At 51.9% G+C, this 13,302-nt stretch carries 12 protein-coding genes; 9 read left to right on the top strand and 3 right to left on the bottom strand.

Going from position 1 to position 13,302, the window contains the following annotated elements; translation table 11 throughout:
• The first annotated feature begins 157 nt into the window (after positions 1-157).
• From ydiJ to BN2591_RS04605, 4 genes are all read left to right on the top strand, one after another.
• On the top strand, positions 158-3,214 hold the full coding sequence (ydiJ, locus tag BN2591_RS04620) for a D-2-hydroxyglutarate dehydrogenase YdiJ (RefSeq protein ID WP_086869424.1): 3,057 nt from the start codon (positions 158-160) through the stop codon (positions 3,212-3,214).
• Positions 3,211-3,621: a 1,4-dihydroxy-2-naphthoyl-CoA hydrolase gene (gene menI, locus BN2591_RS04615; protein ID WP_086869422.1), complete on the top strand. Its 411-nt coding sequence runs from the start codon at positions 3,211-3,213 to the stop codon at positions 3,619-3,621. Before ydiJ ends, menI begins: the two co-directional genes overlap by 4 nt.
• A 208-nt stretch (positions 3,622-3,829) precedes the next feature.
• Positions 3,830-4,747 (top strand): kdo(2)-lipid IV(A) palmitoleoyltransferase, encoded by a 918-nt coding sequence (gene lpxP, locus BN2591_RS04610; RefSeq protein WP_086869421.1) that lies wholly within the window; start codon positions 3,830-3,832, stop codon positions 4,745-4,747.
• Between the two features lie 71 nt (positions 4,748-4,818).
• Entirely contained in the window at positions 4,819-5,169 is a 351-nt protein-coding gene (locus BN2591_RS04605) for a hypothetical protein (protein ID WP_244172975.1), read from the top strand.
• 65 nt (positions 5,170-5,234) lie between these two features.
• On the opposite strand, the gene BN2591_RS04600 is transcribed toward BN2591_RS04605, so the two are convergent.
• From BN2591_RS04600 to BN2591_RS04590, 3 genes are all read right to left on the bottom strand, one after another.
• Entirely contained in the window at positions 5,235-5,975 is a 741-nt protein-coding gene (locus tag BN2591_RS04600; protein ID WP_086869417.1) for an EAL domain-containing protein, read from the bottom strand.
• 649 nt (positions 5,976-6,624) lie between these two features.
• The gene (locus BN2591_RS04595) at positions 6,625-7,416 is read right to left on the bottom strand and encodes an alpha/beta fold hydrolase (RefSeq protein WP_086869415.1); all 792 of its coding nucleotides are present in this window, start codon (positions 7,414-7,416) and stop codon (positions 6,625-6,627) included.
• A gap of 159 nt (positions 7,417-7,575) precedes the next feature.
• Entirely contained in the window at positions 7,576-7,764 is a 189-nt protein-coding gene (locus BN2591_RS04590; RefSeq protein WP_086869414.1) for an Ecr family regulatory small membrane protein, read from the bottom strand.
• Between the two features lie 447 nt (positions 7,765-8,211).
• On the opposite strand from BN2591_RS04590, the gene sufA reads away from it, so the two are divergent.
• The 5 genes from sufA to sufS are packed head-to-tail and all read left to right on the top strand — an operon-like array spanning position 8,212 to position 13,291.
• A complete protein-coding gene (gene sufA, locus BN2591_RS04585; RefSeq protein ID WP_086869412.1) occupies positions 8,212-8,568 on the top strand; it encodes a Fe-S cluster assembly scaffold SufA in 357 nt (118 codons plus the stop codon).
• A gap of 8 nt (positions 8,569-8,576) precedes the next feature.
• A complete protein-coding gene (gene sufB, locus BN2591_RS04580) occupies positions 8,577-10,064 on the top strand; it encodes a Fe-S cluster assembly protein SufB (protein WP_086869410.1) in 1,488 nt (495 codons plus the stop codon).
• Between the two features lie 17 nt (positions 10,065-10,081).
• Entirely contained in the window at positions 10,082-10,828 is a 747-nt protein-coding gene (sufC, locus tag BN2591_RS04575; protein WP_086869408.1) for a Fe-S cluster assembly ATPase SufC, read from the top strand.
• Entirely contained in the window at positions 10,803-12,074 is a 1,272-nt protein-coding gene (gene sufD / locus BN2591_RS04570) for a Fe-S cluster assembly protein SufD (protein WP_086869407.1), read from the top strand. The genes sufC and sufD overlap by 26 nt, the downstream gene beginning before the upstream one ends.
• A complete protein-coding gene (gene sufS, locus BN2591_RS04565; protein WP_086869406.1) occupies positions 12,071-13,291 on the top strand; it encodes a cysteine desulfurase SufS in 1,221 nt (406 codons plus the stop codon). The genes sufD and sufS overlap by 4 nt, the downstream gene beginning before the upstream one ends.
• Positions 13,292-13,302: the final 11 nt, after the last annotated feature.

Genomic DNA, 13,302 nt, shown 5'->3' with positions numbered 1-13,302 from the left:
ACCAGTGATAATGATTAATGATTTCAGCAGTTTTGGACAGTCCGATTCTGCCTGTAATTCTCATGGGCGCATAAGAAAAAAATGTGATACAACGATGAATGCTTAAAGCAAACGATTAACACTTCACAACACTAACAGTCAGGCAGGGTCAAGCATAATGATCCCACAGATTTCCCAGGCACCGGGCGTCGTTCAACTGGTGCTGAATTTTTTGCAGGCTTTGGAGCAACAAGGTTTTACCGGTGATACCGCCACCAGCTACGCCGACAGGCTAACGATGGCGACAGACAACAGTATTTACCAGCTATTACCCGATGCCGTCGTTTTCCCTCGTTCAACGTCCGACGTTGCCTTGATCACACGCCTCGCTGCCGAGCCGCGTTTTCGCACGCTGGTCTTTACTCCGCGCGGCGGCGGTACCGGCACCAATGGTCAGGCGCTGAACCAGGGCATCATCGTTGATATGTCCCGCTATATGAATCGCATTATGGAAATCAACCCCGAAGAGGGGTGGGTGCGCGTTGAGGCGGGCGTCATCAAAGATCAGCTCAACCAGTATTTGAAACCTTATGGCTTCTTCTTCGCGCCAGAGCTGTCGACCAGCAACCGCGCGACCCTGGGGGGAATGATCAACACCGACGCTTCCGGGCAGGGTTCCCTTGTTTACGGGAAAACCTCTGACCATGTGCTGGGTGTCCGCGCTGTGTTGCTGGGCGGCGATATCCTTGATACACAGGCGATGCCGGTGGCGCTGGCAGAAACGCTGGGCAATGCCAGCACCGCTATCGGACGCATTTATAAAACGGTGCTGGAGCGTTGTCGTGATAATCGTCAGTTGATTCTGGATAGTTTCCCTAAACTGAACCGTTTTCTGACCGGCTACGATCTGCGTCATGTGTTTAATGACGAAATGACCGAATTTGATTTAACCCGCATTCTGACTGGCTCAGAAGGGACGCTGGCGTTTATTACCGAAGCGCGCCTTGATATTACGCCGCTACCAAAAGTTCGCCGTCTGGTGAACGTTAAATATGATTCGTTTGATTCCGCGCTGCGCAATGCGCCGTTTATGGTGGAAGCGCAAGCGCTCTCCGTCGAAACCGTGGATTCGAAAGTGCTCAACCTGGCGCGGGAAGATATTGTCTGGCACTCGGTGAAAGAGTTAATTACTGATGTGCCGGATAAAAACATGCTTGGCCTGAATATTGTTGAGTTTGCCGGTGACGATCAACCGCTGATTGATGCGCAAGTACAGGCGTTGTGCCAGCGCCTCGATACGTTAATGTCCAATGGTGAAGGCGGCGTGATTGGCTGGCAATTGTGCGAGGATCTGACGGGGATCGAGCGCATTTACGCCATGCGTAAAAAAGCCGTCGGGTTGTTAGGGAACGCGAAAGGCGCGGCCAAGCCGATTCCCTTCGCGGAAGATACCTGCGTACCGCCGGAACATCTGGCGGACTATATCGCTGAATTTCGTGCATTGCTTGATGGGCACGGCCTGAGCTACGGCATGTTTGGTCACGTTGACGCCGGGGTGTTGCACGTGCGGCCTGCGCTGGATATGTGCGACCCGCAGCAAGAAGTGCTGATGAAATCCATTTCCGATGATGTGGTGGCGCTAACGGCGAAATATGGCGGTTTACTGTGGGGCGAGCACGGGAAAGGTTTCCGCGCCGAATATAGCCCGGCCTTTTTTGGCGAGCAGCTTTATGGCGAGTTACGCAAAATTAAAGCGGCATTCGATCCGGAAAACCGTCTGAACCCCGGTAAAATCTGCCCACCTGAAGGCATTGATGCGCCGATGAAGAAGGTGGATGACGTTAAACGCGGCACGCTTGACCGGCAAATTCCTATCGCCGTGCGCTCCTCATGGCGTGGTGCCATGGAGTGTAACGGTAATGGCTTGTGCTTTAATTTCGATGTGAAAAGCCCGATGTGTCCGTCGATGAAAATCTCGGCGAACCGTATTCATTCACCAAAAGGACGGGCAACGCTGGTGCGCGAATGGCTGCGATTGCTGGCCGATCGCGGCATCGATCCGGTTAAGCTGGAAAAAGAGCTGCCGGAAAAGCGAGCCAGTTTACGTACATTAATTGAGCGTACGCGCAATAGCTGGCATGCGCGTCGCGGTGAGTATGATTTCTCGCATGAGGTCAAAGAGGCGATGTCCGGTTGCCTGGCCTGTAAAGCGTGCTCAACGCAGTGCCCAATCAAGATTGATGTGCCGGAGTTCCGGTCACGCTTCCTGCAGCTCTATCACAGCCGTTATCTGCGCCCGGTGCGCGATCATCTGGTTGCCACGGTGGAAAGCTATGCGCCTTTAATGGCGCGCGCGCCGAAGACCTTTAACTTCTTTATGAACCAGCCGTGGGTACGTTCCCTTTCTGAGAAGCATATCGGCATGGTGGATTTACCGTTGCTGTCGGTGCCGTCATTGCAGCGTCAGATGGTTGGGCATCGCACGGCGAACATGACGCTTGAGCAGCTTGAGCAGCTCGATGACGCACAGAAAGCGAAAACTGTGCTGGTGGTGCAGGACCCGTTCACCAGCTATTACGATGCACAAGTGGTGGCCGATTTTGTTCGACTGGTCGAACGGCTCGGCTTCGCGCCGGTAGTGCTGCCTTTCTCACCAAACGGCAAGGCGCAACACATTAAAGGTTTCCTCAATCGCTTTGCCAAAACGGCGCAGAAAACCGCAGATTTCCTTAATCGCGTGGCACAACTGGGCATGCCAATGGTGGGTGTCGACCCGGCGCTGGTGCTCTGCTACCGCGACGAGTACAAGCTGGCGTTAGGCGATAAGCGTGGGGATTTTCATGTGCAACTGGTGCATGAATGGTTGCCTTCGGCGCTGGATAACATCGATGAGCGAGCACGCAGCGGCGAGCCCTGGTATCTGTTCGGTCATTGCACAGAAGTGACGGCGCTACCGGGTGCTACGGGGCAATGGGCGGCGATTTTCGCGCGCTTCGGCGCGGTGCTGGAAAATGTCAGCGTGGGCTGCTGCGGTATGGCCGGAACGTATGGTCATGAAGTGAAGAACCATGCCAGTTCGCTGGGCATTTATGAGCTTTCCTGGCATCAGGCAATGCAGCGTTTGCCGCGTAATCGCTGTCTGGCGACCGGCTACTCTTGTCGCAGCCAGGTGAAACGAATCGAAGGGAATGGCGTGCGCCATCCACTTCAGGCCTTACTGGAGATTTTGGGATGATCTGGAAACGTGCGGTTACGCTGGAAGCCCTGAATGCAATGGGTGATGGCAATATGGTGGGGTTGCTGGATATTCACTTTGAGCGCATCAGTGACGATGCGCTGGAGGCGAGCATGCCGGTAGATCAACGAACTCATCAGCCTTTTGGCCTGTTACACGGTGGCGCGTCGGTGGTACTCGCTGAAACACTCGGTTCTGTTGCAGGCTATTTGTGTACAGAAGGGGAACAGAAAGTGGTGGGGCTGGAGGTTAACGCCAACCATTTGCGCTCGGTGCGTAGCGGGCGCGTGCGCGGTGTCTGTCGGGCGCTGCATACGGGCGGGCGGCATCAGGTCTGGCAAATCGATATTTATGACGAACAATCCCGCCTGTGCTGTTCATCACGGCTGACCACAGCAATCGTCTGATTATTTTCGGCGGGATAACCGCCGAAAAATCTTCATTTTTTATTCATTATTCTGCGCATTAGATTTTAGCTCTTCGTGCTATATTGTCCGGCACTGGATGTACCGCCCGGTTATCTGCAACCGGCGCGATTGGCTGTAACGCGTAATGACCTGATGAAGTGATTCATTGTCTCTTTAAGCGCTACTGAATAGAGGCTTTTAGGTAACAATGATGACATCATTTAAGTTAGCGTTTTTACACCCACGACATTGGGTGACATGGGCCGGACTCGGTTTACTCTGGCTACTTGTTCAACTTCCTTATCCTGTTCTTGCCCGCTTTGGCGCGGGGCTCGGTCGGCAATCGCGTCGATTCCTGCAACGTCGCGAGCGTATCGCTCGCCGTAATCTCGAACTCTGTTTCCCCCATATGAGTGATGAGCTGCGTGAGCGGCTGATTGCGAAAAACTTTATGTCGTTGGGCATGGGGTTGATTGAAACCGGCATGGCGTGGTTTTGGTCGGATAAGCGCGTACGCCGCTGGTTTGACGTCGAAGGCTATCAGCATTTACAGACCGCCCAGGCCAGCCAGTGTGGCGTGATGGTGGTCGGCGTGCATTTTATGTCGCTGGAGTTAGGCGGGCGCGTAATGGGGCTTTGTCAGCCAATGATGGCGACCTATCGTCCCCATAATAATGTGCTAATGGAGTGGGTACAGACGCGCGGTCGTATGCGTTCCAATAAGTCGATGATTGATCGCCGTAACCTGAAAGGCCTGGTCAATGCGCTGAAACAAGGGGAAGCCGTTTGGTTCGCGCCGGATCAGGATTACGGTCGCAAAGGCAGTATTTTCGCCCCGTTCTTTAGTGTTCAAAACGCGGCAACCACCAACGGCACCTACGTTTTATCGCGCCTTTCCGGGGCAAAAATGTTGACGGTCACGATGGTGCGCAAAGAGGATTGCTCTGGTTATTCGCTGCATATCGGCCAGGCGATGAATGACTATCCGGTTCAGGATGAGTTTGCCGCCGCCAGCTACATGAACAAAGTGATTGAGCGCGAAATTCTGCGCGCACCGGAGCAGTATCTCTGGATCCACCGGCGTTTTAAAACCCGCCCGGTCGGCGAACCTTCGCTTTATAACTAACCTTTGTTAACGCGCCCCTTTTCAGGGGCGCTGTATTATTCTGTTGCCAACAAAATGTATACGGGATGGTTATGGTCAAGTTTATTGCGGGCGGCTGTTTAGCCTTATTATCGGCGTATTCCTCTGCTGCGGGCATCACACTGCAGTGCGATGAATACCGCGCCAGCGTCGAACCGGATGGGCTCACTATCAATGGCCGACATTACACGAATCCACAGGAGAAGCCATATGAGATCTCCGATCAATACTCCGGACGCGCGCTGATTTACACCGACAGCCAGGATCAAAACAAGGCGACCAACTGGGCGGCGATCCATATCATCACGCAGATCGAAACGGGCAAAAAAGCCTTTTTCTACGCGGACAGCAAGCACACTGAAGATAAAGCGATCATCTGCACCCGCGAAAACGCAGAGGAATAAGACACGGGCAGCCAGTCTGATGCAGCGCTTTTAACCGATCGTCCGCCAGCGGCTTTTGTGCGGGTTCAGAACCCTTCCAGTAGCTGGAGTTGCTTAAAGGTCAGCGGGCGGGAAAAGGTGTACCCCTGAATACCGCCAGCGTTATACCTGTTAAGCAGGGCGAGGTCGGCGGTGCTGTCCACGCCTTCACAAATCACATCCGTCCCGGCTGGTATCACGCTGTCAATGAAACGGTGCAGTGTTGAAAGTTTTGCCGGGTGGCGGGCAATGCCGTCAACAAGGGAACGATCGATTTTGATGGTATTGAATGCAAACAATTGCAGGCGCTCTGCATGTTCATTTCCGCAACCAAACTTACCGAGTGAAACCATAAAACCGTACTCTCTGGCTTGCTTTAATGCTGGTAACTTACTGATAAATTGAGGGTAAGTAAGATTGTTGCTGACTTCAATTTCGATACGTTGCGGGGCAATATCATTGTGCTGGCAGCGTTCAATGAGCTGGGTAAGATAATCCATATCATTAATTAACTGCGGCGATAAAATGAAGGAAACCGTCATGGTTTCCTTCATTTTTAGTACATGACAAATAACCTCAAAAATAAAATCGGTTACTTTTCTGTTGACCGCCGTTTCTTCGAGAAGCACGCCTGTTTGCTCAGCGGGAATGAGAAAATCCTCACCGTTATAGAATTGTGCTACTGCTTGATAGCGGAGGATCTTTTTTCCTGAGAGCGTAATGATGGGATGAAACTCTGCCGTCATCAGGAATTTTCTGCCTTTAATTTCCAGTGTGTTAATTTTCATTTTCCTGATTTAGCCCCTACTCAAAAGAACAGGACATTCTTAATGAACAATTTTTAATTCTACACAGGCCCGGATAACGATTGAAAATTGTTTTAAATGATCGATTATCTTATTTTGATAGTTTGTAGCTATTACTCTTAGGAAAATGATCGCTTAAATCTATAAATTAACAGAGAAGATTATTCTTAATGTTTATATTTAGTTGGTTTGATGATTTTGATTTTTACGTATGGTTTGAGTTAGGTTGTTGTTTTGTCGTGATAAATGTGATTGGCTGCGAATAAGCATAACGAGCGCCTGCCCGGTGTTTGGCTTACAGCAATAAAGCACCAATGAATTAACACTATTAACCATAAGTAAGATGTTTGCGGATAATACGCGGGTATTTAAAAGCCGGGAGCTTTATTACCTTTTAGGGCGGCAATGTTAAGCAGGCGTATTGAAGATGTATTTAGGATACGTTTAAAAATAGATGGGCGAACATAAAAATATAATGACATTTTTATGACAGGTATAACCTGATTGGGAATAACAGAAAAAAAACGGGAAACATATCATCTGATTCTGTTTCCCGTCCGGTTAATGAAATGGTCAGTCTTAAACTATCGCCGGGTGTGTAAATTACCTGCCTTTTACAATGTAAGGGGAATCAACAATGTTGTTTCAGGAAATCGACAATCAATTGCGTAACACATTGGGGGTTCTCCCGGTTACTGATATGCGCCGCATTAGGAATCAACGTGAATTCACAACCTAATGCTTCTGCCATCTGTCGCCCTTCCACTGGCGGGCGCGGCAGATCCAGTTCGCCAGTTGCCACATGCGCCGGACAAGCCACAGCATCCAGAATGCTCATACGATCTGGTCGGCCGAAAATCAATTTACCAAGCGGCACGATGCTTTTGCGAAGCTGCTCCGCAGAAAGTGAGGAAAGATATGCGGTAAGCTGCTGAACATCTGCAGGCGCGGCAAACTGCGAATAAAATTGACCGACAATATAATCAAGCAACGCTGGCGGAATGGTGCCAGTCGCATCGATGGCGTTGAGCATCGCGAAGTAACGCTCACGCGCCACATCGGTTTCATCACCAATAAAGGTATCAAATAACATCATTGCCTTCACACGCGCAGGTGCGGCGGCAGCGAGTTCTGCTCCCCACATTCCACCAACCGATAAGCCGACCACGGCAAACTGGTCGATCTTGAGTGAATCCATTAAAGCCAAATGGTCTGCGGCAATATCGGCCAGAGAGGCTGGGGAGCCAGGCAAAGCAGGGGATTCGCCATGTCCCCACAAATCCGGGGCTATCACACGAAAGTGCTGGCTGAGTGTTTCTATTTGCGGCGACCACATCGATTTATCGAACAAATAGCTATGGCCCAACAGCACGGGAAAACCCGCGCCGCTATCTAAAAAAGACATCATTGGTTTTGCATGCATCAATACTCTCCTTGTTTGATGGCCCAGCGAGGTGAGCGCATTTTTAAAAAACCGAACATAGCTGACTTTATCTCAGAAATGAGAGGGGCATTTCTTCTTTTTCGACAGTTTTCTCTTATTCCAGAGCCATTTTCCTGTCGCGACCAGAACACCATAACGTCACTCCGGCGTGGAGATAGTTGGGTAAAGCAACGTTTCCAGGAAGCTGGCTACTACCCACAGCGTTTCGCTGAAAATTGACCATAAACCCACCACCAGAACCACCACCGCAAGCAACAACAAAATCAACGCCGTTTTATCCATAACTTGCTCAAATGTGGTCAAAAATCCTTGTTTTCGGACACTCATTCCAGCATCCGGTTCAACTTTTTACTATGACTATTTTGCCGTCGACATGCGGCCTATTGATATCACTGGAGATTAATTTTGAAAACGCAAAGCGCTGAAGTTGGGGTTATGCGTTTAAGACGCCGTTTTGCGAAAAGGTAATGTTTTACTAAGCGAGTCACTTTTTTCATTAAGAAATACCAACACCCTATCTCAATAATAGGTATTGACTATACATCTTTTCTTTTTTACCCCTTATTCGCCGCAGTGCCCTCTAAAATCATTATTTATCAATTTATTAAACAAATTTTCACTTACCTGTAAAGCCCTGGCGCAGAGTCTATGCTTATACCATGTGCCGAAAAAAGGGACTCATGGGTAATAACCCTTCGGAAAAGAGGTTGAAGTGATAATCATTATCACTAACATAGCATTATGAGCCTTTGATCTGCTGATGTGAGGTAAACGATGGAATCATTTAATCCGCAAGATTTTACGTGGCGGGGGCTAACCATGACACCCGCTGCCGCAGAACATATCCGTGCGCTGGTCAGTAAGCAGGCCGGAGTACTCGGTGTACGGCTGGGTATCAAGCAGACGGGGTGCGCAGGTTTTGGCTATGTACTCGATACCGTGACGGAACCGAACGAAGACGATTTGCTTTACGAATCTGACGGCGCACGCCTTTACGTACCGCTGCAGGCGATGCCGTTTATTGACGGCACCGAAGTAGATTACGTGCGTGAAGGTTTAAATCAGATCTTCAAATTTCATAACCCGAAAGCTCAGCACGAATGCGGCTGTGGCGAAAGTTTCGGGGTATAGGCGGTACTATGTCTCGTAATACTGAAGCAACTGACGATGTCAAAATCTGGACCGGCGGCAACCTCAATTATAAAGAGGGCTTTTTTACCAGGTTAAGCACTGACGAGCTGGCAAAAGGCATCAATGAAGATGTCGTGCGGGCCATTTCAGCGAAACGCAATGAGCCAGAATGGATGCTCGAATTTCGCCTGAACGCTTTCCGGGCGTGGCTGGAGATGGAAGAGCCACACTGGCTGAAAGCCCATTACGAAAAACTGGATTATCAGGATTACAGTTACTACTCCGCACCTTCCTGTGGCAACTGCGACGACACGTGCGCCTCACAGCCCGGCGCGGTGCAACAGACCGGCGCAAATGCCTGGCTGACGGAAGAAGTTGAAGAGGCGTTTAACCAACTCGGCGTCCCGGTGCGCGAAGGCAAAGAAGTGGCAGTCGATGCCATTTTTGACTCCGTCTCCGTGGCGACGACCTACCGTGAAAAATTGTCTGAGCAAGGAATCATCTTCTGCTCGTTCGGCGAGGCGATACATGACCACCCGGAACTGGTAAAAAAATACCTCGGAACGGTGGTGCCCTCTAATGACAACTTTTTCGCCGCGCTTAACGCCGCCGTTGCCTCTGACGGCACGTTTATCTACATCCCGAAAGGCGTGCGTTGCCCGATGGAACTGTCGACCTATTTTCGCATTAACGCGGAAAAAACCGGCCAGTTCGAGCGCACCATTCTGGTGGCGGATGAAGGGAGCTACGTCAGCTATATCGAAGGGTGTTCCGCACCGGTGCGCGACAGCTATCAGCTGCACGCGGCAGTGGTGGAAGTGATCATCCACAAAGACGCGGAAGTGAAATACTCCACGGTGCAAAACTGGTTCCCGGGGGATAACAACACCGGTGGCATCCTCAATTTTGTGACCAAGCGTGCGCTGTGCGAAGGCGAAAACAGCAAGATGTCATGGACGCAGTCTGAAACGGGATCCGCCATTACCTGGAAATACCCGAGCTGTATTCTGCGCGGCGATAACTCGATCGGTGAGTTCTTCTCCGTCGCATTGACCAGCGGACATCAGCAGGCGGACACCGGCACCAAGATGATCCATATCGGCAAGAACACCAAATCGACGATTATTTCGAAAGGGATCTCCGCCGGGCATAGCCAGAACAGCTATCGGGGGCTGGTGAAAATTATGCCGACCGCGACCAATGCCCGTAATTTCACCCAGTGCGACTCGATGCTGATCGGCCCAGATTGCGGGGCGCATACCTTCCCGTATGTCGAGTGCCGGAATAACAGCGCGCAACTTGAGCATGAAGCCACGACATCGCGTATCGGTGAAGACCAACTCTTCTATTGCCTGCAACGCGGAATCAGTGAAGACGATGCTATCTCCATGATCGTCAACGGCTTCTGTAAAGATGTCTTCTCTGAACTGCCGCTGGAGTTTGCCGTTGAAGCGCAAAAACTGCTGGCTATCAGCCTTGAACACAGCGTCGGTTAAGGATTAAAGGATAAGAAATGTTAAGTATTAAAGACTTGCAGGTAAGCGTTGAAGATAAAGCGATTCTGCGTGGCCTGAGCCTGGAGGTGCGCCCCGGTGAAGTTCACGCGATTATGGGACCGAACGGCTCCGGGAAAAGCACGCTTTCTGCGACGCTGGCCGGACGTGAAGATTATGAAGTGGTAGGCGGCAGCGTCGAGTTTAAAGGCAAAGATTTACTGGAGCTGTCGCCGGAAGACCGCGCCGGCGAAGGCGTATTTATGGCGTTCCAGTATCCGGTGGAGATCCCCGGCGTCAGTAACCAGTTCTTCCTGCAAACGGCGCTTAATGCGGTACGTGAGTATCGCGGCGAAGAGGCGCTGGATCGGTTTGACTTCCAGGATCTGATGGAAGACAAAATCAAGCTGCTGAAAATGCCGGAAGATTTGCTGACCCGTTCGGTCAATGTTGGCTTCTCCGGCGGTGAGAAAAAACGTAACGACATTCTGCAAATGGCGGTGCTGGAACCTGACCTGTGCATTCTGGATGAAACGGACTCCGGCCTTGATATTGATGCGCTGAAAATTGTTGCCGAAGGGGTGAATGCGCTGCGTGACGAAAAACGCGCATTTATCATTGTCACGCACTACCAGCGGATCCTGGATTACATCAAGCCGGATTTCGTCCATGTGTTGTATCAGGGGCGCATCGTGAAATCCGGTGATTTCACGCTGGTTAAGCAACTGGAGGAGCAGGGCTATGGCTGGCTTACCGAACAGCAGTAACGCGCTGCAACAGTGGCATCATCTGTTTGAAACGCAGGGCGGCGCGCGTTCTGAATCGGCGCAGCAGCATCTGCAGCAAATGCTGCGTTTAGGATTGCCGACGCGCAAACATGAAAACTGGAAATACACGCCGCTGGAAGGGTTGCTGAACAGCCAGTTTGTTAGCACCTATGGCACTATCGGTGCCGCGCAGCGCGATACGCTGGCGCTGCCGGTGGACGCCGTGCGGCTGGTGTTTGTTGATGGTCAATTTAACGCGGCGCTGAGTGACGACACGGCGGGTTCCGGTTTTGATGTCACTTTTGCTGATGTGCGAGAGGCGCTGCCTGCGCCGGTGCAGCCGGAAGTATTCCTGCATCTGACAGAAAGCCTGGCGCAGAGCGTGACCTGGATTCAGGTGGCGCGAAACCAGCGGCCAGCTAAGCCGTTGCTGCTTATGCACATTACTCAAGGGCTGGCGGGCGAGGAGATGAATACCGCCCATTATCGCCACCATCTTGAGCTTGGCCTGGGGGCGGAAGCGACAGTTTATGAACATTACGTCAGCCTGAACGATGCGCGCCACTTTACAGGTTCACGCCTGACGATGAATGTGGCGGCGAATGCGCACCTGCACCACGTCAAGCTGGCATTCGAAAACCCGCAAAGCTACCACTTTGCGCATAATGACCTCTTGCTGGCGGCAGATGCGGCGGCAGATAGTCACAGTTTCCTGCTCGGCGGCGCGGTGTTGCGTCATAACACCAGTACGCAACTTAATGGCGAAAACACGCAGTTGCGCATCAATAGTCTGGCGATGCCGGTGAAAGCGGAAGTATGCGATACCCGTACCTGGCTTGAGCATAATCAGGGCTACTGCAACAGCCGCCAGCTACATAAAACCATCGTCAGCGATAAAGGCCGGGCGGTGTTTAATGGTCTGATCAAAGTTGCGCAACATGCCATCAAAACCGACGGGCAGATGACCAACAATAATCTGTTGCTCGGTCGTCTGGCTGAAGTGGACACCAAGCCACAACTGGAAATTTATGCCGATGATGTGAAATGCAGCCATGGCGCGACCGTTGGCCGCATTGATGATGAACAGATGTTTTATTTGCGCTCGCGAGGGATCAATCAACAGGCGGCGCAACAGATGATAATCCATGCCTTCGCGGCTGAACTGACGGAAGCCATTAGCGACGAAGCATTGAAACAACAGGTTCTGGCGCGTATCAGCCAGCGCCTGGCAGGGGGCAGAGTATGAGTTTTCCCGTGAACGCCGTTCGCGCCGATTTCCCGGTGCTACAGCGTGAAGTGAACGGACTACCGTTGGCCTATCTCGACAGTGCGGCCAGTGCGCAAAAACCGAACCCGGTGATTGATGCCGAAGCTGAATTTTTCCGCCACGGTTATGCGGCGGTACACCGCGGTATTCATACGCTGAGCGCGGAAGCCACTCAGCGGATGGAAAATGTGCGGGTGCAGGCAGCGGCGTTTCTTCATGCACGTTTGCCCGAAGAGCTGGTGTTTGTGCGCGGCACGACCGAGGGAATTAACCTGGTGGCGAACAGCTGGGGGAACAGGCAGGTGCGCGCGGGCGACAACATTATCATTAGCGCGATGGAACACCATGCCAATATCGTGCCGTGGCAGATGCTGTGCGAGCGCGTGGGCGCAGAGTTACGTGTGATCCCGCTTAACCAGGATGGCACGCTGCAGCTGGACGTGTTGCCCACGCTGCTGGATGAACGCTCGCGGCTACTGGCGATCACGCAGGTGTCGAACGTGCTGGGCACCGAAAACCCGGTGGCGGAAATCATTGCGCTGGCACATCAACATGGCGCGAAAGTGCTGGTGGATGGCGCACAGGCGGTCATGCACCATCCGGTGGATGTGCAGGCGCTGGACTGCGATTTCTATGTTTTCTCCGGCCATAAATTGTACGGGCCGACGGGTATCGGCGTGTTATATGCCAAAGAGGCTATCTTGCAGGATATGCCACCGTGGGAAGGGGGCGGTTCGATGATCGCCACTGTGAGCCTGATCGAAGGCACAACTTATGCGAAAGCGCCGTGGCGTTTTGAGGCCGGTACGCCGAACACAGGCGGCATTATTGGGCTTGGCGCGGCGATTGAGTATGTCAATAAGTTAGGGCTGGAAGCGATTGGTGAATACGAGCAGACGTTAATGCATTACGCACTCAACGCGCTGGCAGAAGTGCCGGATCTGACACTGTATGGCCCGACGCAGCGCCAGGGGGTAATCGCGTTTAATCTTGGGAAACATCATGCCTATGATGTCGGCAGTTTCCTCGATAATTACGGTATTGCGGTGCGTACCGGGCATCACTGTGCGATGCCGTTGATGGCGTTTTACAATGTTCCCGCCATGTGTCGCGCGTCATTGGTTATGTACAATACAGAAGAAGAGGTGGATCGTCTGGTGGCTGGCCTGAAACGTATTCATCAGTTGCTGGGCTAACGTGAGAGGCA

Origin of the sequence: Kosakonia pseudosacchari, assembly GCF_900184035.1 — a bacterium.
GTDB lineage: Bacteria > Pseudomonadota > Gammaproteobacteria > Enterobacterales > Enterobacteriaceae > Kosakonia > Kosakonia pseudosacchari.
Note: the sequence above shows the minus strand (reverse complement) of the source record. Positions and strands in the feature narration are given on the sequence as shown.